Source organism: Lysinibacillus sp. G4S2 (genome assembly GCF_030348505.1).
Lineage (GTDB): Bacteria > Bacillota > Bacilli > Bacillales_A > Planococcaceae > Lysinibacillus.
Genome location: NZ_JAUCFJ010000002.1, coordinates 3,300,262 through 3,323,828 on the forward strand (window position 1 = coordinate 3,300,262; position 23,567 = coordinate 3,323,828).

Annotated in this window: 19 protein-coding genes, 1 pseudogene and 1 riboswitch; of the genes and pseudogenes, 6 read left to right on the forward strand and 14 right to left on the reverse strand. The window is 37.7% G+C overall.

Going from position 1 to position 23,567, the window contains the following annotated elements; translation table 11 throughout:
* Nucleotides 1–140: 140 nt before the first annotated feature.
* Nucleotides 141–335: pseudogene (locus QUF91_RS17010) on the reverse strand (transposase); the annotation flags it as partial.
* A 421-nt stretch (nucleotides 336–756) separates the two neighbouring features.
* Nucleotides 757–1,494, reverse strand: a complete 738-nt coding sequence (locus tag QUF91_RS17015) for a tetratricopeptide repeat protein (protein ID WP_285398253.1) — start codon at nucleotides 1,492–1,494, stop codon at nucleotides 757–759.
* Between the two features lie 1,390 nt (nucleotides 1,495–2,884).
* Here QUF91_RS17015 and QUF91_RS17020 point away from each other — a divergent pair.
* From QUF91_RS17020 to QUF91_RS17035, 4 genes are all read left to right on the forward strand, one after another.
* Nucleotides 2,885–4,114, forward strand: a complete 1,230-nt coding sequence (locus QUF91_RS17020; protein ID WP_285398107.1) for a saccharopine dehydrogenase family protein — start codon at nucleotides 2,885–2,887, stop codon at nucleotides 4,112–4,114.
* Entirely contained in the window at nucleotides 4,111–5,250 is a 1,140-nt protein-coding gene (gene nspC / locus QUF91_RS17025; protein ID WP_285398106.1) for a carboxynorspermidine decarboxylase, read from the forward strand. The genes QUF91_RS17020 and nspC overlap by 4 nt, the downstream gene beginning before the upstream one ends.
* 388 nt (nucleotides 5,251–5,638) lie before the next feature.
* Nucleotides 5,639–6,706, forward strand: a complete 1,068-nt coding sequence (locus QUF91_RS17030) for an IS30 family transposase (RefSeq protein WP_289420036.1) — start codon at nucleotides 5,639–5,641, stop codon at nucleotides 6,704–6,706.
* Between the two features lie 286 nt (nucleotides 6,707–6,992).
* Nucleotides 6,993–7,688, forward strand: a complete 696-nt coding sequence (locus tag QUF91_RS17035; protein WP_289418689.1) for a potassium channel family protein — start codon at nucleotides 6,993–6,995, stop codon at nucleotides 7,686–7,688.
* A gap of 424 nt (nucleotides 7,689–8,112) precedes the next feature.
* On the opposite strand, the gene QUF91_RS17040 is transcribed toward QUF91_RS17035, so the two are convergent.
* Nucleotides 8,113–9,777 carry a beta propeller repeat protein gene (locus QUF91_RS17040; RefSeq protein ID WP_285397103.1) on the reverse strand — a complete coding sequence of 555 codons (1,665 nt, stop codon included), beginning with the start codon at nucleotides 9,775–9,777 and terminating at the stop codon, nucleotides 8,113–8,115.
* A 292-nt stretch (nucleotides 9,778–10,069) separates the two neighbouring features.
* Between QUF91_RS17040 and QUF91_RS17045 the strand changes: the two genes are divergently transcribed.
* The gene (locus tag QUF91_RS17045) at nucleotides 10,070–10,372 is read left to right on the forward strand and encodes a hypothetical protein (protein ID WP_289418691.1); all 303 of its coding nucleotides are present in this window, start codon (nucleotides 10,070–10,072) and stop codon (nucleotides 10,370–10,372) included.
* Between the two features lie 108 nt (nucleotides 10,373–10,480).
* Here QUF91_RS17045 and QUF91_RS17050 read toward each other — a convergent pair whose 3' ends face one another.
* From QUF91_RS17050 to mce, 6 genes are all read right to left on the reverse strand, one after another.
* A complete protein-coding gene (locus QUF91_RS17050; RefSeq protein ID WP_285397105.1) occupies nucleotides 10,481–11,368 on the reverse strand; it encodes an amidase in 888 nt (295 codons plus the stop codon).
* A 43-nt stretch (nucleotides 11,369–11,411) separates the two neighbouring features.
* Nucleotides 11,412–11,504, reverse strand: a riboswitch (cyclic di-GMP riboswitch).
* A gap of 136 nt (nucleotides 11,505–11,640) precedes the next feature.
* Nucleotides 11,641–12,129 (reverse strand): chemotaxis protein CheW, encoded by a 489-nt coding sequence (locus QUF91_RS17055; RefSeq protein WP_285397106.1) that lies wholly within the window; start codon nucleotides 12,127–12,129, stop codon nucleotides 11,641–11,643.
* Nucleotides 12,130–12,154: 25 nt separating this feature from the next.
* Nucleotides 12,155–13,270, reverse strand: coding sequence for a M20/M25/M40 family metallo-hydrolase (locus QUF91_RS17060; protein WP_285397107.1), 1,116 nt, complete (start codon nucleotides 13,268–13,270; stop codon nucleotides 12,155–12,157).
* Between the two features lie 277 nt (nucleotides 13,271–13,547).
* The gene (locus QUF91_RS17065; protein WP_289418692.1) at nucleotides 13,548–14,507 is read right to left on the reverse strand and encodes a hypothetical protein; all 960 of its coding nucleotides are present in this window, start codon (nucleotides 14,505–14,507) and stop codon (nucleotides 13,548–13,550) included.
* A gap of 138 nt (nucleotides 14,508–14,645) precedes the next feature.
* The gene (locus QUF91_RS17070) at nucleotides 14,646–16,193 is read right to left on the reverse strand and encodes an acyl-CoA carboxylase subunit beta (RefSeq protein ID WP_285397109.1); all 1,548 of its coding nucleotides are present in this window, start codon (nucleotides 16,191–16,193) and stop codon (nucleotides 14,646–14,648) included.
* A gap of 5 nt (nucleotides 16,194–16,198) precedes the next feature.
* A complete protein-coding gene (gene mce / locus QUF91_RS17075; protein ID WP_285397110.1) occupies nucleotides 16,199–16,612 on the reverse strand; it encodes a methylmalonyl-CoA epimerase in 414 nt (137 codons plus the stop codon).
* Nucleotides 16,613–16,737: 125 nt separating this feature from the next.
* Here mce and prli42 point away from each other — a divergent pair, with 125 nt between their 5' ends.
* Nucleotides 16,738–16,833: a stressosome-associated protein Prli42 gene (gene prli42, locus QUF91_RS17080; RefSeq protein WP_285397111.1), complete on the forward strand. Its 96-nt coding sequence runs from the start codon at nucleotides 16,738–16,740 to the stop codon at nucleotides 16,831–16,833.
* 20 nt (nucleotides 16,834–16,853) lie between these two features.
* Here the strand turns inward: prli42 and QUF91_RS17085 are convergent, their stop codons facing one another.
* From QUF91_RS17085 to QUF91_RS17105, 5 genes are all read right to left on the reverse strand, one after another.
* Nucleotides 16,854–17,831, reverse strand: a complete 978-nt coding sequence (locus tag QUF91_RS17085; protein ID WP_289418693.1) for an aromatic acid exporter family protein — start codon at nucleotides 17,829–17,831, stop codon at nucleotides 16,854–16,856.
* Between the two features lie 230 nt (nucleotides 17,832–18,061).
* On the reverse strand, nucleotides 18,062–18,502 hold the full coding sequence (locus tag QUF91_RS17090) for a BrxA/BrxB family bacilliredoxin (RefSeq protein ID WP_285397113.1): 441 nt from the start codon (nucleotides 18,500–18,502) through the stop codon (nucleotides 18,062–18,064).
* 125 nt (nucleotides 18,503–18,627) lie between these two features.
* Nucleotides 18,628–19,719, reverse strand: a complete 1,092-nt coding sequence (meaB, locus tag QUF91_RS17095; RefSeq protein ID WP_289418696.1) for a methylmalonyl Co-A mutase-associated GTPase MeaB — start codon at nucleotides 19,717–19,719, stop codon at nucleotides 18,628–18,630.
* Nucleotides 19,719–21,872, reverse strand: a complete 2,154-nt coding sequence (scpA, locus tag QUF91_RS17100; RefSeq protein ID WP_289418697.1) for a methylmalonyl-CoA mutase — start codon at nucleotides 21,870–21,872, stop codon at nucleotides 19,719–19,721. Before scpA ends, meaB begins: the two co-directional genes overlap by 1 nt.
* A complete protein-coding gene (locus QUF91_RS17105) occupies nucleotides 21,869–23,560 on the reverse strand; it encodes a methylmalonyl-CoA mutase family protein (protein ID WP_353957853.1) in 1,692 nt (563 codons plus the stop codon). Before QUF91_RS17105 ends, scpA begins: the two co-directional genes overlap by 4 nt.
* Between the last annotated feature and the right edge of the window lie 7 nt (nucleotides 23,561–23,567).

Here is a 23,567-nt window from a genome sequence, read left to right on the forward strand (position 1 = left end):
TTATACAAATCGGAAGAAAACATGAATAAAAAAGCTGGGACAAAACTAGCTGTTATCCAGAAAAAAAGAGAAAGTCGTTTCGAGTTCTCTTTTTTCTTGGATTCATTGAGTTATTTCATTTTCTCTATCCTATTTCTCTGTTAATGGGCCGTGTATTTCCGAAGATTTACTGCCATTAATGCAAAGCCCATTTCGTTTTCTACCTTCGATTTTCCATGGACAGAAAATCGAGTAAAACGTAAATCAGCCTTCAAGAATCCAAAAACTGGTTCTACATCAATTTTCCGCTGAAGATAGATGGCACCTGTTTTTTCTTCTGAAAGCGCCCTCGATACATTCCGGATCCAACGAATGCACCAGAATTTGTTTCTGGTGTCCAGGAGATCTTCAATGGACGTACCTTTTGCTGAATTGCTTTACTGTAAGGCATTTCTGGGCTTTGAATAATCGAATAACAAACTAAGTCTGGTCCAGCTACTTAGTCCAGTAATGTAGTAGTATCACGTATGGTTCTAGTCTGCGCAAATTCAAATGCCAGCCTATTTAATGCCTCACTAATATAAGGTCCCATTGGCACGCGACCACGCATAGGCTTTAGGCTGACGATACCGCTGCATAATACTCTATTTCTATTGATATTCAATAATCATTTCCCCACCCATTACAGTAAATCCGTCTAACAGGCTTGAATTTTACCTTTGCATCAGAAAATTGATCTTTTAAGCATGCAATTTTTAAGACAGCTTCCCATTCCTCTTATAACATTTGTTTTCTCCATTGTGATAGCATGTCATTGGATTTCGCTATGTCCATTTTTAATGCAACCTGTTTAGCAGCGCAACGTTTTTTAGCCTTTTCCCAAGCTTCTTCTAAAGCAGGTAAATAGCTTAAATTTTTTGTCGCTGAGACAAGCTGTAAGAAAATGTTTCCTTGTATATAGTACCAGCGAGGGTTCATGCTATCTAACTGTGTAGCTTCTTCAATAAGGCGCAGTGCCAAATACGGACTGCCTTCACTACGGTTCAAATACTGCGCGAAGGCTCCCCAGTAAAGAGCTTTATTTGGCTGTAGTTTTACCGCTTCTGCATATTGCACAAGTGCTTTGTCATGCTCCTTTGCAAGAACAAAATATTCAGCCATTGTATAGTAAGCATTCGCTTGTGCCTCGACCGACCCTGCTAATAATTCATCTACTACTTTACCGAATTGCTTATCATCCTGACTTCCTATATATGCAGCAAGTACATCACGTTCCGGATAAGAGCCATCTGCCCGTTCAACACTTTGCTTCACCTTTTCAGCAGAAGGAACAGGCATATTTGCATAGCCGTTCGCTTCCAACAATTCGACGTGTTGTTGAATTGTTGCGTATGAATCATGATCTGTAAACGTACTATCAGCTAAAAGTGTTTTGGCTAATTGATAGCTTTCTTTCACTTGACCACTTAAAAATAATTCATTTATCTGTTGAACTTCATCAAATTGTTTGACCACTATTAAAATCCTCACCTTCACCAAAAGAAAAGTCTTATAGGTAGTTTACCATCTTTAGAGAGAAAAGGAGCGATTATCATGCTAAAACAAACTAAATAGCAATAATTTTTTTATAATTCTTTTAATTTAAAGTTGAATCATAGACAACGAAGTCTGTTTATTGTATTTAAATCATCCTCTATTAGGGTTCATCACCATAACGTGGGATTGATTTCCGTTTCGAATGGATGCTTTCATGGGGCCGGGATCAGTAGATGTTTTTTGTGCAAAAACGGAACGTAAGCAGCATTGTTTAGTACTGTTGGAATTACTTTTATTTAAATTCATGCGTGTTGATTAGAAAAAAATAGGTTTATTATTGATCGATGAAAGGGTTTTTCTTGTTGCTATTTAGTGTCGAGATCCAAAACAGAATCGCTAAAGCTACTTTCGTTCGTTTTATAGGAATACTTTGAAGTTTTATCGAAACAAAATCGCTCTTTATCGAAACTATTTGAGCTTATATCGAAACAAAATCTCATTTTATCGAAACTATTTGGGCTTTTATCGAAAAACAAGCTCTTTCTATCAAAGAAATCAACCACATGTAATGATGAAGAGCTTGTAGCGAGGGCTACTCGACGCTCGCTCGCAGGAAGCCTTGCTCTGTGCGAAAGCGACAGCGACAAAGCGAGTAGCCCGTAGCGGAAATCAGATCCTTCTAATTTAATTAGGGTGGATAAAAATGGTTAATCAACACACCTGATTTAAATTACGATAATAAAATGTTAAAAAACATTGGATAAAATTCAGAATTATGAGATAATTGATATGTATTTTCATTTTTGAGTACATGTAAACTATATAGGGGGGCTGGTGCTTGCTATGAATAGACGTTTTCATTTTGTATCGCTTATTACTGGAAACTTGTTAACACTAGGAGCTATTTTTATTTATGCTATGCAAAGTCAAGTGGACGTGGCCCTCAGTACTTATGCCCTTGTGATGGGATTTTTAAGTACATTGCTTATTATCTTTTTTTATTTATGGCGGGATGAAAATTTCAAATCATTTTTCTAAAATAAGTAGCTCGGTAAAAAGATATAATTTCGAAGCTTATTACTAATATTGAGATGACTTATCGTTTTTTTAACAAGCAGCAGCATGCCAGTTGAACAAAACAATTTTTTGGTAATGCTGCTCATTTTTCCCCTTTCTACAGCAGTAGTAAAGGGATTTCTTTTTCACAAAAAGCTTCTTTTTTCGTTGTATTCCCCTCTGAATACAACTGATTGTTGTAGAAAAATAAATTTTTTTGTAGAAAATTTAAAAACAATGATTGAGTAGTAAATCAATTTTCTGTATAATCAGCTTGTTTGACAATACTATTTATGAACCTGGGGGTAGACAATTGGGTAAAGCATTGATTATCGGAGCTGGCGGAGTAGCCAGTGTTGTGGTACACAAGTGTGTTCAAAATTCGGACGTATTTGAGGAGATTTGTATCGCAAGTAGAACTGTTTCAAAATGTGACGCTCTAAAAGAAAAACTAGATGGCGGAAAAACAAAGATTCAAACTGCACAGGTAGACGCAGATAATACGGAAGAGGTTATTGAGCTTATTAAAGCCTTTGGACCTGATGTTGTTATTAACGTAGCACTACCTTATCAAGACTTAACGATTATGGATGCTTGCTTAGCGACAGGTGTACACTATGTGGATACTGCAAACTACGAGCCACCTGAAACGGCAAAATTTGAATATAAATGGCAATGGGCTTATAAAGAGAAGTTCGAAAAAGCTGGCTTAACTGCTCTACTTGGTAGCGGTTTTGATCCAGGCGTAACTGGTGTTTTCACAGCTCATGCTCAAAAACATGAATTTGATGAAATCCACTACATTGATATTGTGGATGCAAATGCTGGTGATCACGGTTATCATTTCGCAACAAACTTCAACCCTGAAATTAACATTCGTGAAATTACTGCGAATGGTCGTTACTGGAAAGAAGGCAAGTGGATCGAAACTGCACCACTTGAGAAAAAAGAAGTGTATAACTTACCAGAAATTGGACCAAAAGATATTTACCTGTTATACCATGAAGAGTTAGAATCTCTTGCTAAAAACATCAAAGGCTTAAAGCAAATCCGTTTCTGGATGACATTCTCAGAAAAATACTTAACACACTTAAAAGTATTAGAAAATGTTGGTATGACTTCTATCGAGCCTATCGAGTTTGAAGGACAAATGATTCAACCAATCCACTTCCTTAAAGCTGTACTACCTGATCCAGCATCACTTGGACCACGTACAAAAGGGAAAACAAATATCGGTTGTATCGTTCGCGGTCTAAAAGATGGCAAGGAAAAAACTTATTATGTGTACAACGTATGTGACCACGAAGAATGTTATAACGAAGTTGGTTCACAGGCGATTTCTTATACAACTGGTGTGCCTGCAATGATTGGTGCAATGCTAGTGATGAACGGTGAATGGCGTAAACCAGGCGTTTGGAACGTCGAAGATTTCAATCCAGATCCATTCATGGATGCACTAAATAAATGGGGTCTACCATGGCAAGAAAGCCATAATCCAGAATTACTTGACCTTGATTTAGATGCAAAGGAATTAAGCCAATGAAACCAATTGATTTTTCAAAAGTTCCATCCCCTTCTTACGTAGTGGATGAGCGATTATTAACAAAAAATCTAGAGCTTTTAAAATCGATTCAAGATCGTACAGGCTGCCGTATTTTACTTGCTTTAAAAGGGTTTTCTATGCATTCAACATTCCCTTTAGTAGGTGAATATTTAACAGGCATTACATCAAGTTCACTTCACGAAGCACGTCTTGGCTATGAAAAAATGGGCAAAGAAGTCCATGTCTATGCACCTGCTTACGTGGAGCACGAAATGGACGAGCTTCTTGGCTATGTTGATCACATTGTGTTTAATTCATTTAACCAATGGGCTCAATATAAGGATAAAGTAAAATCTGCTGGTAAAACAATTGAATGTGGTATTCGTATCAATCCTGAGTACTCTGAAATTGAAACAGCCCTTTACGACCCTTGCTACACGAATTCTCGTCTAGGTACAACATTAGCCAACTTCGACAAGTCACAGCTTGACGGTATTGATGGCTTACACTTCCACGCAATGTGTGAGCAAAACTCAGATACGTTAGAGCGTATTATACAAGTTGTTGAAGAAAAATTTGGTGATGTTTTACATCAAATGAAATGGTTAAACTTTGGCGGTGGACACCATATTACTCGTGAGGATTATGATGTAGAAAAACTTGTAAATATCATTAATTACATTCAAGACAAGTATGACCTTCTTGTATATTTAGAGCCAGGTGAAGCTGTTGCACTAAATACCGGTTATTTAGTAGCAACTGTTCTTGATATTCAGAAAAACGGTATGGAACTAGCAATTTTAGATACATCGGCAACTTGTCATATGCCGGACGTTCTAGAAATGCCATACCGCCCTATGATTATCGGTTCTGGTAAAGCAAATGAGCTAGCATACACATATCGTCTAGGCGGACTAACATGTCTTGCTGGTGACGTAATTGGTGATTATTCATTTGAACAACCTTTACAATCTGGCGATCGTCTTGTATTTACGGATATGGCACATTACTCAATGGTGAAAAATCATATGTTTAATGGGGTAAACCTTCCATCAATCGTTTCTTATAACGATGAAGAAGGCATTAAAGTCATTCGTGAATTTAAATTTGAAGACTATAGCGGTCGACTTTCTTAATAAAAAAGCAATACGCTCCTACTTCTGTTTTACTAAAAGTTAAGATATAGGATAAAACTATTTTAAATAGTGAATTCATAAATAATGTCACACATTATTTATGTAGAAATTTAAAGGATAGAAGAGCTTGAATTAATTCGCTCTATCTATCCTTTTTTCTACCACCAATGACTACAGCAAAAAATTAAAGGCGACCGTAATAGTATGATTCTAAGTCTTAAAGATGGAAATTGGCAGGGATATAAATTTAGAAGTATAATATGAATATATATGACTGGCGAATTGTAAAATCAGATTAGACACTGTATAAAAAAATGCATCAAATCGGAAAAATCGTGTATTATTGGAGTTCCTACACAACAATATACAAAGGAGATTTTTCGATTTGATGCAAAAAAAGCTTAACATAAAAGGAACTCAAAAGAAACCCAGACTTACTGAAATTCAACGTGGAAAGTTAGAAGCTTACCTTGATGAAGGGAATTTATCAAAAGCTGAGATTGCCCGTAGATTGGGTGTTTGTCGTGCTACTATATATAACGAAATCAAGCGTGGAACTACTACACAAGTGAGGATAGTAAATAGTAAACGAATCTATACCACGAAGTACTTCGCTACAACGGGTCAAGCAATCACTGAACGAAATGTGGCTCGTTCTCGTAACCCTTTGAAGGTGAAGCGAGTATCGGCTTTTCTAGAATACGCAGATCAATTAATGAAGGAAAAGGAGTGGTCTCCAGACGCTGTTGTTGGTCGTACATTGCTTGATGGTAAGTTTCGTCGTGAAGAAATGGTTTGCGCAAAAACTCTTTATGCGTATATAGATCTTAGGTTGTTGAAAACTAGAAATTCTGACTTAGTTTCCAAGACATCGCGTAAAACAAAGACAGTACGTAGGGCTAGAAAAAATATAAAATGTTTAGGCGAAAGTATTGAAAAACGCCCACAGCACATTGAAACACGAGAGGAATTTGGTCATTTTGAAATCGATTCAGTGATCGGTAGAAAAGACAAAGAAGATGATGTTTTATTAACACTGATCGAACGGAAAACGCGTCGAGAATTTATTTTCAAAATGGACGGTAAGGATGCGGATTCCGTGAACTATGCGATTGAAACCATTCTAAAGAATTTTGGGGAGTTAGCACCTAAACTATTCAAATCCATTACAGCAGATAACGGGAGTGAGTTTTCAGAGCTTGCGGAAAAATGCCAAGAGTTGATGGGGATTTACTTCACACACCCCTACTCATCATGGGAGCGAGGAACAAATGAAAACCACAATAGAATGATTCGTAGATGGTTACCAAAAGGAACGTCCATAGAGAACTACAGTAGATCTTACATCCAATCTGTAGAAGATAAAATGAACCACTTGCCACGACGAATACATGGATTCAAAACACCGCATGAGATGTTTGAGGAAGAATTAAAGAGATTAAGAGAATCAGCGTAAGAAGACGTGAATCAACCAACTCTTACCCTAGGGTTAATGGGAGTTTATTGTCTATCGGTCTTTCCGCCAATTTAACAGGAACCTGGCTCCACTTCAAGGGGCAAGCCCTTTCCGTTACGCCAGAACCCTGTTTTAACCAATTGGCAGACCGACAGACAATAAACATGAAGGTGAAAAGGAACAGAAAATATACGGACATGAGATGTTAAAAAAAGTGTCTAACTTGATATTGCAATTTACGGAATATATATGACTATTAAACTATTTGATATAGGCGGTCGATTTAGTGAAAAAGCTTGTAATTACATATGAAATTTTTATGATTGTTTTAATCCTTATCTCAGTAACCCTTGCTCTCATGGTTGATAAACGATTTGTGATGTTTCAACAAACTATTTGGCTCATATTCGTAGTGGATTACATTGTTCGTTTTGCACGAGCAGAACACAAGTGGGACTATGTAAAGAAACATCCCTTAGAGTTAGTAGCTATAATTCCTTTCGATTCCCTTTTAAGAGCAGCTAGACTCGTCCGTATATTTAAAGTTCTTCAATTGCTTGGTATCAGTTCTCGTTATTTAAAACCTTTTTATGCGGTGTTAAAAACGAATGGATTAGACAAAGCTTTCAAGTTTGGTGTCGCAATGTTATTTGTCATACCAATACCGATTGCTATAGTTGAACCAGCGATTGAAACTTACACTGAAGCGTTGTGGTGGGGTTTGATTACAATAACTACAGTTGGATATGGAGATATTGCGCCTGTTACCGGATTAGGTCGTTTAATGGCTGCAGTATTACTAATGGTAGGGATTGGGATTATCGGTATATTCACATCTGCACTTACTAATTATTTTAGTAATAAACCTAAAGAATCTCGAGATAAGCAAGTCTTGAAAATAATTCAGTCGATTGATGAGATTGAAGACATAACAAAAGAAGATATTGAGTTTATCCAGTCATTTTTGAAAAGGAAATTATGAATATACGCTAAAGGGTTCCCCATCGGAAGCGCCCGATTAAACAACAAAGGATTGCTATAGAAGCAATCCTTTGTTGTTTAATCACTATTTTTTCACATATTATTAATGGATGATAGAGTCCATTAACTTGTAATCGCCTTGTTGTAATTGTTTAATACAATTCTCCATCATCACCTTGTACCTTTGCATCTAATTCTGATGCTATTTCTTTCATTTTTTCAATAATTTTATCCCTAGCATGCGAAACGGTAATCTGATTTTCTACCACATAATATACTTTTCAAGTGCTTAGTTTAAGCATTTTGCAAAAGCCGGTACCTTTCGTTTAAGTAGAAAAAGGCTCTACTCCTTATTGAAGTAAAGCACCTGTTAGTTTAAAGTTCCACAATATATCTTTCTCATGGATATACACTTCAAATTTTTATCATCTCTGAGGAATCGTCATTTCTTCCCACGAATAATTTGGTATAGTTGCAATCCATAACGTATCTCCCATGATATCCACATCCGAAACGATGAAATCAACCGTATCAAACACCTTTTCAGGTCTTCTTTCATCTTTTGTGTTGATGGAATAAATAGCTTCACCTCTATGTGTATATCCGAATAGTTTCTCTCCTTTTTTAATAAGTTTAACTACCTCTTCATCAACTTTAATTTTTCTCCATGGTCCCTCTTGAAGATCTCGGATCCAAATTCCACTTTGTGTGGTAATAAATAGCCTATTATTAATCACTTTCATATCTAGAGGTTCATCATTACTATTCGGCATAGTTATTTCGTTCCACTCATCATTTGTCTTTCGAAGAATTTTCCTTTCTTCTGTGAGTCCTATTAAGTCACCATTATCCGATATTTGAACCACATAAAATGGTTTAGGAACAATTGCTTTTTCCCAACTCTCCCCTTGATTGGTCGTATAGTAAACCTTTCCATTTGATAGCACAGCAATATGGTTGTTGATTGAATAATCGACGTTCTCAATTGTGTGGTCTAATGAAAGAATTTTGGTTCCTTTACTTTTTGATGTATTACCTACCCATAATTCTTTTTCCGTAGCTACATATAATTGATCATTCATATCAAACCACGCGTGTGTTACATAATTATTAGCATGGAGTTCTGTCCATGTTTCTCCATTGTTACGGCTCCATTCAATAAAAGGTTGCTTGGTTGTACTAAATTGTGTTGGCTTTTTGTCTCCCCATACCACTAAATTGTTATTTCCTGCGACAACCCCTGTAATCGCCATCCCTTTTTTTGTTATATTATCGATGCCGATACGTTTGGATATTAATCCTCCACCGTATGGTAATTTATGAATGGCACTAACCACATCTCCATTTTGGGCATTGAATGAAATTCGAGTAAAACGGTTATCTCGATCATTTCCAATCACTGTTAGAATAGGCATACCATCAATACTATCAAGTGTAAAATGATATCCTGTTGCCCAATCTTTTCCTGGTTTTAGTCCGTATTTATCTTTTGCTATTTGAAGAACATCAGAGCTATCCAACTTAATCTCATCGTAGGGTATTGTTGGATCCTGAGTTTGCTTACTCGGTCTAAACACGGTAATTTTCTTTTCTGAGATACCAATTAGTACAAAATCATCTGTACCCGGAACCACAAAAATCATAAACCAATTTAAGCGTTTACCTGTTCCTCCCCTCGAGCCTCCCATCGTTTCATCCACACTGTTTATACTTGTAAGTGTTGCTTTTACATTCCATTCTTTCGCTCTCTGGAATCCAATGTCAATCGCTTCTTTTAACGTAATTTCACCATCTGAAACGATTCCTTCACGAGCAATCAATTTTCCAAGAACCTCTTCTTTCTTACCAACCGTCATTGGAAAAGGTACTGCTGTGAATCCATTCCGTTCTGAATATACATTAGGATAATCTCCGACCACGGAAGTTTTGGGATTTAATGTTTTTAAGGCTTCTAACACTACTTTTTTATCATTTAACAGTGTTTCTTGAAGCCCATTTAACTCTGAGCATTCTTTAGGTTGTGCATAAGCTTCAAAAGAACTCAAAGCCACTAATGATATGACTAAAATCAGTACATACAGTTCTTTCAAGATAAATTCACCTCTTTTCTAATTAATTTTCCCAATTAGAAAAAAATTATCAATCCATCTTAAAGTAACCTACACCGTTTGTTTAAGTACATTTCTTCATTTTAACATAAATATCCAATAAAAAATCACTTCTTAGAAAACAACTCTAGAGGTGATTTTTATCAAACTTTATTGCAAATTATCAATCTTGATTATAAACGATCCATTTTTTGATCATCAACAAAAGTTGTGGAAGACATTTTTTAAATATATGCCCTGTATATTGTTGATCTTCGTTCCGGCTGGCGACTCCTTGGGGATCACAGATGAGACCCTGGAGCAAGCAACGCGAGTGAAGCGGTTCATCGGACACCCCCAGAAAGCTTTGCTCTGCGCGAAAGCGAAGCGGCAGCGACAAATGTTTTATCTGTGCGAAAGCGAAGCGGCAGCGACAAAAGCGCCCAGTTTGGAACGGAAATCAACCACACGTTATGGTGATGAGTCATTTTTTTTTAAAAGCTACAAATATTTTCATTTCATTATAATGATTATTGAGGTGGTCGATAGTATCATTAAAAAGTCTAATAAACAAAAAAGCACACCACTATATAAGTGATGTACCTATTATTTAATATAATGTATGACATTAAAGATAACCTAATAATATTACTGATTTATAATACATTCACTCGTCTTTAATTATACAGAGTAGAGAGAGGATTTTTTACCGCTGCATATTCATCCAACTATCAACATGGTGAATAGCCAAACCACTATAGCTTGTTTTATTGGCATAATGCTGATGAACACGTGCTAGTTGTTTATTCATATAGGCTTCTCCATTATCATAAAAGGTAATATTTTTCCCTTCATCAGAGGCACCTGTTTCTACGCCAATAACAACTGATTTGTTTACTTTTTGTGCATACTCTATTTCATTTTCCACTATTTTGATAATGTCTTTAGCTGTATCTCGATAGGCCATAATCGAGACACTATCAACTTGATCGATAACCCATTCAGCTAAAATACCATTGCCATACTGGTTGCTATAGGCAATCTCATCAAACCAAAATGGCATATCGACTTCCAAAGGTATTTGTAATTGCTCAGTCCCCTCTTTCGCTTTAGTAAGAAGCGTTTGATAGGACTCAATTGTATTTTCTTGATTCAAGCTCCAACCACTATTTAAGTAGGGCTCTACATCAAGATGGACTCCAGAAAATTGTTCTGTTGCCCCTACATTCCCATTATATGTATATAACCAATCAAACATTTGATCCTGCATTTTATAGCCATCCTCTGAAACCCAGCTTGCAGCACCATCTAACGCATATACTTTAATACCTTGTGCTGTTGCTTTTTCAATAAAGCTTTTATAATAGTCAATTGCTATATCAGTATTAATCTGCAAATATACTTTATTTACATCTTTGCTTTCTAAAAATGAGAGTACGCCTGATTCATCTTCAACAATTTTTATCGTATCCCATAACCAAGTAGCCTTATCTTGCATGGCCATTGCCTCTACCTTTCCTGCTGTTAATCCGAGCGTACTTACAATTGTTACTATAAAAGCAATGATTGCTTTTGATAGTGAACGACTTACCATATATTACATCTCCATTCTATGTGCCGAGGCTCATAGAACAGAACCTGGCAACCTGACAATCATGCACTATAAAATATAGTGTTTAGACTCATGGCTTTGCGTCCTTCCCTTTCGGTGAAGTTTGCCTTTTACAGTAGTTTTCTTACTTTACATAGTATGACGTTAAAACGAATATGTCTGTAGGTAAAATGCATAATTCTCTAGACAATTATCGAAAAAAAACAATAACAACACAGGTTATTTTTACTATAGCAGCAAAAAACGTAGAGTACTCAAGCCTCTACGTTTTCTTTTTCATTTTCAAGCATTTTGTGCAAATAATTAATAATTTCACGAATACCCTCTAATGAATTCACAAGTATTTTCGGATCTACATATGTGATCATACGATTTTCAAGATTTGCCACAGCTGTAAAGTAGCGTGTTTTTGAATAATTGACAAGCCCCATCTGCTTTAATACGGACTCATCAAAATCAAGAATTTCACGAGCTTCGGTGACAAGTAATCCGTAATTCACAACATCCGTATTCAATACAATAATCCTTGCTGTTGCAGCATTTGAAGAACGATTATAAAGAATACGCTCAAAATCAAGTACAGGTATAAGCTCGCCACGAATTCTTGTGAAGCCCATAAGATAATTAGGTAAATGAGGAATCGGTGTTACGTGCTCTAACTTTTCAATCGAAATCGCTTGTTCAACAGGCACTGCATATTCCTCTGTACCACAAGCAAAAACTACTGCCTTCACACTTTCCATGCGATCACATCCTCCGATTCTGTTATTATTTTTTTGCAGACTCTTTGACGATTTCGACAAGTAAATCTGCTAATTTTTCCAATTCTTCTACAGGAATTTTTTCATTTGTTGTATGAATATCCTCATACCCAACAGAAAGATTAACTGTAGGAATGCCAAAGCCAGCAATAACATTCGCATCAGAACCTCCGCCAGAAATACCAAGCTTTGGTGTGCGTTCAATGTTGTTTACAGCTGCCATTGCCACTTGAACAACTTTATCTTTTTCTGTTACACGGAATCCAGGGTACATTAGCTTCACTTCTACTTCAGCTCTTGCCCCTAATGAAGCAGAAACTTGTTCAAACGTCTCTTGCATATGCTTAGTTTGCGCATCTAGTTTTGTTTTGTCGATAGAACGTGCTTCTGCTAGTATTGTTACTTCATCACATACAATATTTGTTGCCTGACCACCCTCAAAGCGACCGATATTTGCTGTAGTTTCTTCATCCAAACGACCAAGTTTCATTTGCGCAATACATTTGGAAGCAACTGTAATCGCTGATACACCTTTTTCTGGAGCAACACCAGCATGTGCTGTTTTCCCAATTATTTTAGCGAAAATTTTAGCTTGGAAAGGCGCCGCTGTTACAATACCGCCTACTTTGCCATCACTGTCTACTGCAAAGCCATACTTTGCTTTAATTTTAGATGGATCTAACTCTTTAGCTCCAACAAGTCCACTTTCCTCACCTGCTGTAATAATAAACTCAATATCTCCATGCTCAATATTTTGCTCTTTTAAGCGTTTAGCCATCTCAAATAATGTGGCAAGACCAGCCTTGTCATCAGCACCTAAAATTGTAGTACCATCAGAAACGATATAGCCATCTTCACGAAGAGACGGTTTAATACCTTTACCTGGAACAACTGTATCCATATGAGAAGTAAAATAAATTGGTTCAACATCTAACGAACCTTTTAATGTAGCAAGTATATTCCCTGCACCATGCCCGTTACGAGTATGTGCATCATCTTGTTCTACTGTAAAGCCAAGTGCTGTTAATTTGTCGATTAAAATCGGCGCAATCACTTGTTCATGTTTTGTTTCTGAATCGATTTGTACGAGCTCAAAAAACTCTTCTACTAAACGACTTGTCATGTTGTAAGACTCCCTTAGTTTACGTGTTTTTCCACGTTATAGTATATGTATTATTTTAGCACAACATCTGCAGAGTTGAAATAATTCGCTTGAATAACGATAAACAAAATGCTCAAAGAAAACTTTGTGAATGTTGTATTTCTTTAAATGAGGGTTGATTAATGATTTCCGTTTCAGGCTGCTCTTTTTTCTGTGAGCTAGTGTCGAGGAGCTGCTCTTTTCTTATTGCGAAACAAAAAAAACCTGTGAAAGAAGAAGATTCTTTTCACAGGTTACTTTATATTGATGTTTGAAAAATAGCTTCTTTCTCTTTTTGTAGAGACTGCAAATAATCATCTGCCTTGTTATGTTTATCCTGTAGATGCCAAATTGTATTATGTACATCATCCTGAACACGAGATACTTGCTCTCTCGCTGTTGATATTTTGGAATGGACAGACCAAGCTGAAAAAATGTCATCAAAGAAATAGTCCGCAAATTTTACAAAGCCATCTGTTTCAACTGGTAATGATTTCGTTGACATATCTTGTACATCCAGTAGTTCGTTATGAAAGCGTTGCAAAGCAATCTGAGCATTATGAAGATAATTTTCGGACTTATCAAGTGCATCATGCTTTAAATGTGTAGCAATGACCCCTCCACCAAAGAACGTATCCCACGTTGAATAGCTATTAGCTGAATGTAACGAAGCTGCTGCTTGTCCAAGCTTTGTTAGCGCCGTTTCTCCCGCTTCTTCAGCTTCCTTAATTTCTGTAATAAGTTGTTTCGTTAGCATTTCTTCATTAGCTAATTGATCTAGCTGATTTGCCTGATCAGGATTATGTATTTGTAAATAGCCTTTCTTTTTAACATTAAGTTGTTTGAAAGCTTCTTGCAACTCTTGTTCATGTATTTGAGAAAGTCTAGTGTTTATTTGCTCCAAATCATACGTCAAATCAACATCCATCTTCTTTGCTTCCTTTATTTTTAATTCAAGCACGGCTGCCTTGTCTATTTCTTCTGCACGTAGCTCATCTTGTTGCCCTGTCCACGTACGGATCATATTCATAAAAGAAAAGCCTTCTAACTTATCGAGCTTCATACGAATTTGATTGTGTGCTGTGGAATGATTGTAAATTTCCTGTTGCGCATGCTCGATTTGCTTTTCAATTAAAAGCCTTTGTTCTCTTAACCTACTAATAGTTCTTAATTGTGCATGAATCATTTCTTGCTCTTTTTGTAATTGTTTCCATTCCATTTATCTCAACTCCTCTTACTATTTGTACGGATGAAATAAAAATATGTTTCAATTATCTGTCATTTCTTTTATCATCTAAAATTAGTTCAGTCTAAAAGAAAGCCTAGTAATCGACTGACTACTAGGCTTGTACAATTCTTATAGAGGAATGTTTCCGTGTTTTTTCTCTGGACGTGTTTCGTGTTTGTTTGATAACATATCTAGCCCTTGAATTAGCTTAATACGTGTATCACGTGGATCGATAACATCGTCTACCATACCGCGAGATGCCGCAACGTATGGATTTGCAAACTTCTCTTTATATTCTTCAATTTTCGCTGCACGTGTTGCTTCTGGATCTTCTGATTTTGCAATTTCACGCGCGAAGATGATGTTCGCTGCACCTGCCGCTCCCATAACTGCAATCTCTGCGTTAGGCCAAGCAAATACAAGGTCAGCTCCAATTGATTTAGAGTTAAGGGCAACGTATGCACCACCATATGCTTTACGCAGAATGACTGTAATTTTTGGTACAGTTGCTTCTGAATATGCATAAAGGATTTTCGCTCCGTGACGGATGATACCGCCATGCTCTTGTTTAACCCCAGGGAAGAAGCCAGAAACGTCTTCAAAAGTGATAATTGGTATATTGTAAGCATCACAAGTACGGATGAAACGAGCAGCCTTGTCCGAAGAATCAATATCTAACCCGCCAGCTAGTACTTTAGGTTGGTTACATACTAGACCAACAGATTCACCAGCAATACGTGCAAAACCAACAACTACGTTTTTAGCAAATTCTGAGTGAACTTCCATGAATGAACCTTCGTCCACTACTTGCTCCACTACTTTACGTACATCATAAGGACGTGTTGTTTCGATTGGCACCGTATCCACGATTTCTGGACGATAATCATCACCCTCTGGACGTGCTTGACGCGGAGCTTTTTCTTTATTATTTTGTGGTAAGTAGCTTAATAGCTTTTTAATTTGATTAATAGCTTCTTCTTCAGATGGTGCGCGGAAGTGTGCGTTACCACTAACTGCGTTGTTTACTTTAGAACCACCTAAATCTTCAGCAGAGATTTTTTCACCTGTTACCGTTTCGATAACTTTAGGTCCTGTAATGAACATTTGAGATGTTTTATCAACCATTAGAATGAAGTCTGTAATTGCTGGAGAATATACCGCTCCACCAGCACATGGTCCCATGATAACTGAGATTTGAGGAATTACCCCAGAGTAGATTGCATTACGATAGAAAATATGACCATAACCATCAAGTGAAAGTACACCTTCTTGAATACGAGCACCACCTGAATCATTAATACCGATGAATGGTGTACCATTTTTCGCAGCTAGGTCCATCACTGTTGCCATTTTCTTAGCATGCATTTCACCAAGCGCTCCACCAAATACTGTGAAATCTTGAGAGAATAAGTATACTGAACGACCGTTGATTTTACCGAAACCAGTTACTACACCATCACCAGGACCTTCCATTTTGTCCATACCGAAGTCTACTGTACGGTGTGTTATGAATGGGTTGATCTCAAAAAATGTATCTTCGTCAAGTAATAATTCAATACGCTCACGAGCTGTTAATTTCCCTTTTTCATGTTGCTTGTCGATACGCTCATAGCCACCACCAAGTTCAATTACCGTCTTACGGTCATACAAGTCATTAATTTTGTCGAACATATCCATACTGATCACTTATCCCCTTTTCCACTTTTATCACATAATTCATATAACACACCGAAAGATGATTTCGGATGCATGAAAGCAACCTCAGCACCACCAGCACCTGGTCCTGGTTCTTCAGATAAAAGACGTACGCCTTTGTCGCGAAGCTCTGCCATACGCTCACGAATTCCTGTCACACCGAAAGCTACATGGTGAATACCTTCTCCACGTTTTTCGATATATCCGTGAATAGTACTTTTTTCACTCATCGGTTCTAATAACTCAATTTTTACGTTACCCGCATCAATGAATGCAACACGAACCTGTTGAGATTCTACTTCTTCCACTTTCAGTAACTTTAAACCTAAAGTTTCTGTATAATATGTAATGCGTTCATCAAGATCGCGGACTGCAATCCCAATATGATCTACTTTCTCCATGGTGACATCTCCTTCTGTTATGGTACATGATCTATTTTACAGACTTTTTTGTCAAAACTCTACTACTTGAGAAATTTTTCAGATTTGCTAAACTATTTATAAGAAAAGAAGGAGCGAACGAGCATATGAGTAATAAAAAATTTCAAAAAATCGTTGTTTATACTATGATTGTGATTATGTTAATCTCATCTCTAGCATTTGGTTTATCAATGATAATCTAAAGAAAGGCGAGGCGTCTGCATTACTGCGGACGCTCTTTCTTTACCTTTAAACCTTTAAAAGACTGTTTAATTTCTAAATAGCGATCCATTTCCTCTATAAATTGATAAAGTGCCGCTTGTGCTAGAAATTGCTCATGGTTATTCGGTAAAGGTAATTGGGCGAAATCTCGCTTTACTTGCTCTAACTTTTCTCTAAAATGACTAGCTGTATTTCCTGAATGAACGTGCTCACCGAGGTCTTGCAAAAAATCTGCAACGATAATCGCCTCTTGTACTATAACAGGAAGTGCCGTTATTTTCGGTAGTACCCTATCAATAATTTCTAACTGCTGTTCACGCATATCAAAATACATGTAATAGTCATTTTTTCGTCTCGTAAAATGATTTTCAACATCTTTAAACGCTAGGGATTTCGCACTATTCAACGCTTTAATCGCTTCAATAATTTCCTGACCATCCCACAATGTATCGCCTTCTCTTAAATAGTTGGCAATTTCTAAAAAAATCTTACTGTAAAGTTCTTCAATTTTAACCCGATAGTAATTTAATTCCTTTTGAATGTCTGGCATATACATATTTATAGCTATTCCCGTCCCATAACCAATTGCCATTAATGCGAATTCATTATAAACAAGTCCCAATGAAAAACTTTTTGCAGCGTAAATATGCATGATAATAACCGCACTAGAAACAAAGCCATCCGCTACTTTTAATGACACGATTGTTGGTATAAAAATGATAAGCATACCTGCTAATGTAAGCGGATGATAGGAAAATAGCTCAAAGCTCAAAAATGCATAAAGCATACCGATTATACTTGCGACAAATCGTGTATAGGCTGCATGAATGGATTTTTTCTTCGTTGGCTGTACACATAATATTGTTAGAATACCAGCTGATGCATAAGAAGCTAAATCAAAATATTGGGCAATGGCAATAGCGATTGCTGCACCAAATGCCGTTTTTAAAGTACGATAGCCGATTGAAAATTTCTTCAAGTCGACTGCCTCCCATCCTTCAGTATTCTATTTATTTTACTCATTTCAAAGAAAACTATCAGCCGTTCATTTAGCCAATATTACAAAAATTATAAACGCACTTTAATTACGTCTAAAGATACCAAAGCTACCAACGGAGAATGTGGTTAGTAAGAAGTCTCCGCAGACGCTTTATAGCCTGCGGAGCTTTCTACTAAAGAATAACTTCACTTTTAATTCAATGATTGAAATTAAAGTTCGTCGCAGTATTCCTCAAAGTTTGCTTGTAGGTTTGTCACTACTGACATTGGGTCATGACCCTCAATTTCATAGCGTCCAACTTCTGCTACTACTTGTCCATCCTTTAATAACACAAATGATGGGGAAGATGGTAAATGATCTTCACCGAAGTGATAACGAGCAGCTGCAGTTGCTTCTTTATCTTGACCAGCAAATACCGTTACAAGATGGTCTGGACGTTTATCATAATGTACGCATTGTGCTGCTGCTGGACGTGCGATACCCCCTGCACAGCCGCATACTGAGTTTACCATGACTAATGTTGTACCTGGACGAGCAAACGCCTCTTCAACAGCTTCTGGTGTGCGTAGCTGTTCATAACCAGCTGCCTCAATTTCCGCACGAGCTGTTTTTAAAATTTCTTGCATAAATAAATCGTAATCCATATTCATATAGCGATTAGCCCCTTTCAAGTTCGCGTCAACCTAGACGATATTAGACGCTCATACATCTCCTATCATAGCAGTTAGTGACGAATTTGTGCACCTACTTGCTCATATAAATGAACATATTGTAGCTATGATTGTTCCTCGCCAAATAAACGATCTACACCTTGTGTTACTGTCAACTGTCCATTTAAAATTTGACGTTCGAGAAGTTGCACTTGTGCTTTACGCTCCGGATTGCCATAAAACGAATCAATTAACTGGTCAATAATCATCGATTGGAACCAATCTTTCGTCTGATTTTGGCGTCTGATCAACCAGTAATTATTTTCTTCCACGATTTGTCTGAATTCCCCTATTGTACTCCATACTTTGTCAAGGCCACGTTTTTCCCACGAACTTACTGGCATTGCTGTCGACATCCATCCTGGAGTTGCAGGCTGTAAGAAATGTAAGATTTGCTTATATTCGGATACCGTTTTTTTCGCTAGACGAACATTATCGCCATCAGCCTTATGGACAACGATGGCATCCGCTAACTCCATAATGCCCTTTTTCATGCCTTGGAGCTCGTCTCCAGCACCTGTTAAAACTAACAGTAAGAAGAAATCAACCATACCACGGACATACGTTTCACTTTGTCCAACACCGACTGTTTCTATTAAAATGACATCATAGCCGGCTGCTTCACAAACAAGCATCGTTTCACGTGTCTTTTTATGAACACCCCCCAGGGTACCAGCTGAAGGAGAGGGACGGACAAATGCATTAGGCTTCTTCACGAGCTCTTCCATTCGAGTTTTATCGCCTAAAATGCTTCCTCCAGATAAAGAAGAGCTTGGATCAATCGCAAGGACTGCCACTTTTTTTCCCATCTCACAAAGCATCGTTCCGAAAGCCTCAATGAACGAACTCTTTCCCGCACCAGGAACGCCTGTAATCCCAATACGGACACTGTTTCCTGTATGTGGTAGAAGCTCTTGTAGAAGTTCTTGTGCTTGCACTTTATGCGTTACATTTGAACTTTCAATGAGTGTAATAGCTTTTGACAAGTGTGTACGAGAGCCTGCACGTACTTCTCGTGCAAGCTCCTGTAAGTTTAGTTTGTCTGCTTTTTTCTTGCGGAATTTTTTCGGTGTACTATATTGCATTCCGTCGTGAGTTGCCTCTACTCCGTCCATAACAAATAGCGCACTTTCTGGCATTCCTTTGTTTTTGTCCATTATTCAGACACTTCCTCGTAGCCTAAACGTTTGTAAATCTCTTCAATAATCTTTTGTGCTGATACAGGAATAACTGTACCAGGTCCAAAAATCGCTACTGCGCCAGCGTTATAAAGGAAATCATAATCTTGTGCTGGAATTACACCACCAACAATAATAATGATATCTTCGCGGCCTAGTTTTTCTAGCTCTGCTACTAATTCAGGAACTAAAGTTTTATGACCAGCTGCTAATGAAGATACGCCAATCACATGAACATCGTTTTCCACTGCCATTTGAGCTGCCTCAGCCGGTGTCATAAATAACGGTGAAATATCTACGTCAAATCCTAAGTCAGCATAACCCGTTGCCACGACCTTCGCACCACGGTCATGTCCATCTTGTCCCATTTTCGCTACTAAAATACGTGGACGACGACCTTCATTTTCAAGGAACTCCTCTGTCATTTGTTTCACTTCAGTAATTTGCTCTTCATCTGAGAAGTTTGCAGAGTACACGCCAGAGATTGAACGGATTACCGCTTTATGACGACCAGAAACAACTTCAATTGCATCGGAAATTTCGCCTAATGAAGCACGAGCACGAGCAGCATCTACTGCTATTGCTAATAAGTTTTCTTCACCATCTTGCGCCGCTTTCGTTAATCGCGCTAGATGTTTTTGTACTTCAGCTTCATCACGAGCTGCCTTCATCGCTTCTAAACGTTCAATTTGCTTTTGACGAACTAGTGTATTATCAATGTCAAGAATGTCGATCGGTTCTTCTTTTTCTAAACGATATTTGTTGACACCAACGATTGTTTCAGTTTTAGAGTCGATTTTCGCTTGACGTTTTGCCGCAGCTTCCTCGACTTTCATTTTTGGAAGACCTGTTTCAATCGCTTTCGCCATACCGCCAAGCTCTTCGATTTCTTCAATTAATGCCCACGCAGATTTTGTAATCTCGTTTGTCAATTTTTCCACATAGTATGAACCGCCCCATGGATCAATTACTTTCGTCATTGCCGTTTCTTCTTGTAAGAATAGCTGTGTATTACGTGCAATACGTGCAGAGAAATCCGTTGGTAGAGCAATCGCTTCATCAAGTGCATTTGTATGAAGAGATTGCGTATGCCCCATTGATGACGCATTCGCTTCGATTAATGTACGTGTCACATTGTTAAATGGATCTTGCTCTGTTAAAGACCAGCCAGATGTTTGTGAGTGTGTACGAAGTGCTAATGTCTTAGGATTTTTTGGATTAAACGTTGACATCATTTGTGCCCAAATTCGGCGTGCTGCACGCATTTTTGCAACTTCCATATAATAGTTCATACCGATTGCCCAGAAGAATGATAAACGCGGTGCAAAGGCATCAATATCGATTCCAGCTTTAAGCCCTGTACGAACATATTCAAGACCATCTGCTAATGTGTAAGCAAGCTCGATGTCATTTGTTGCCCCCGCTTCTTGAATATGGTAACCAGAGATCGAAATTGAGTTAAATTTTGGCATATATTTCGCCGTAAATTCAAAAATATCTGCAATAATTTTCATAGACATTGCTGGCGGATAAATATATGTGTTACGAACCATGTATTCTTTTAAAATATCGTTTTGAATCGTACCAGCAAGCTTGTCTGGTGTAACTCCCTGCTCTTCAGCTGCAACGATATAGAATGCAAGAACTGGTAATACAGCACCATTCATTGTCATAGAAACCGACATTTGATCTAAAGGAATTTGGTCAAATAAGATTTTCATATCTTCTACTGAGTCAATCGCAACCCCAGCTTTACCAACATCCCCTGTTACACGTGGATGGTCTGAGTCATAGCCACGGTGAGTTGCTAAGTCAAAGGCAACAGAAAGACCTTTTTGACCCATTGCTAAGTTACGTTTGTAGAATGCATTTGATTCTTCAGCTGTTGAGAAACCAGCATATTGACGAACTGTCCAAGGACGAGCTACATACATAGTAGGGTATGGACCACGTGTATTTGGCGCAATACCTGCAACATCATTTAAATGTTTTGCATCTTTAATATCTTCTTTTGAATAAATATCTTTAATTTCGATACCTTCATTTGTCATGAATTTTTCTTCTGACGCTTGAGGTGCTTCAGCTGCTAATACTTTTTCGATTTCAACTGCACTAAAATTTGGCTTGCTCATCGTTGGACCTCCTTCATGCTAGCGAACACTGAATTAAATTTTTCAATGATGTTCTGTCCTGCGAAAATAAAGCCGTTTAAGCCATTTGCTAACCAAGCTTCTTCTTCGTCTTTAAATTTACCTGCAACGTCAACAATTACGTTAGCTGGTTTACCTGCTAAAATTGCCGGTACTAATTCTTTTGTATCATCATCATTACCTGCGATCACCACATATGTAGCTTCAGTAGAGTTTATCCAAGCTAGTGCTTCTTCAGCTGTAGCAACTGGTTCACTTTTTTCTGGTACTAGACCTACAGTGTTTAAGAAACCTGACACGAAATCGGCACGTGGTTTTGAGCTTTTTAGTGTACCTAATGCTAAAATCCCTGTTTTCACATTTGCCGCTGTCATTTCAGCACGTAATTGCTCGAAAGGTATAGCAATTCGCTTAATCTCTGCAAACGCTGGATTTGTTGCGCTTTCAAACACATCTGCTGGGTTGGCATAAATATTTGTACCGATTAATGATTGCTTACGCGTTTGTGCCGCCTTAATACGAGCTTGATAAGATTTTTCCAGTTCCTCAGCAAGCTGTCCTGATGCAGTGTAAGCGTCGATGCCTCCAGCTGCTTCAATTTCTAAGAACAATGCCCAAGCTTCTTTCACAAAATCTGCTGTTAATGACTCAATAAAGTAAGAGCCACCAGCTGGGTCTATAACTTTTAAAACATTTGTTTCTTCTTTTAAGATTAAAGATACATTCCGTGCAATACGAACCGATTGATCTGTTGGTGTCGTTAATGCATCATGAGGGTGAACTGTAAAGACATCCGCACCACCGATTAAGCCCGAAAGCGCTTCATTTGCTACACGTAATAAGTTTACATAAACATCCAGCTTCGAGAAGCTTCTTAATGACGTCTCAGCAATAGTTGGAACTTTCACGCTGTCAGATACTCCATAAGCGGATGAGAACGCTTTCCAAAGTACTTTAAAAGCACGAAGTTTGGCAATCTCTGTAAAGAACTGTGTATCCACTGCAAATGATACATAAAACTTCTTCGCGAACGCTTCAAAGCTTTCTTCTTGATTTGCGTATTTTGCGGCTAATGCAAGTGCATAGGCTAATTCTTGCACAGCGTTAGCTCCTTCATTATGATAAACCGTTGTGTCCGCGCCGACTGAGCGCACGCTCGGGAAATCAGTTAAAGAGATTAGGTTTTTCGATACGATGAAACCTTTTACAGTTTCTCGCTGATCAACTGTTATTTTGTCGAATACTGCTAATAATGGGTCATTTGAATTTTCAACCGACATTTTAAACGAATATTCTGTGAAATAATTCGCTAATTGTGCCAATACTTCTTCAGTCCATTCAAAATTTACACGGCTATCAATTGTTACTACTTCATTGCCTCGAGCTAAGCTATCATCAAGCTTTGCAAAAAATGCTTCGCTTGTATCAGCGTATATTTGTTGTGCCACTCGATATGCTTGATTATTTTGTAGGGAACGGATTGTGGCAACTTGTTTATCAAGTTCTTCACCAAGTTTTGCTACTAAACTTTCTTGAGTGTAAAGTGGTTCTAGTGTAACACCTTCACTTGTTTTCGTTAAAAGAGACTCGAATGGTTTCCCTTTTAAAGCCTTGATTGCTGCATCTTGCCATTCTGAATAGGACGGCTTTTCAAATTCAATATTTTTCATGTTGTTT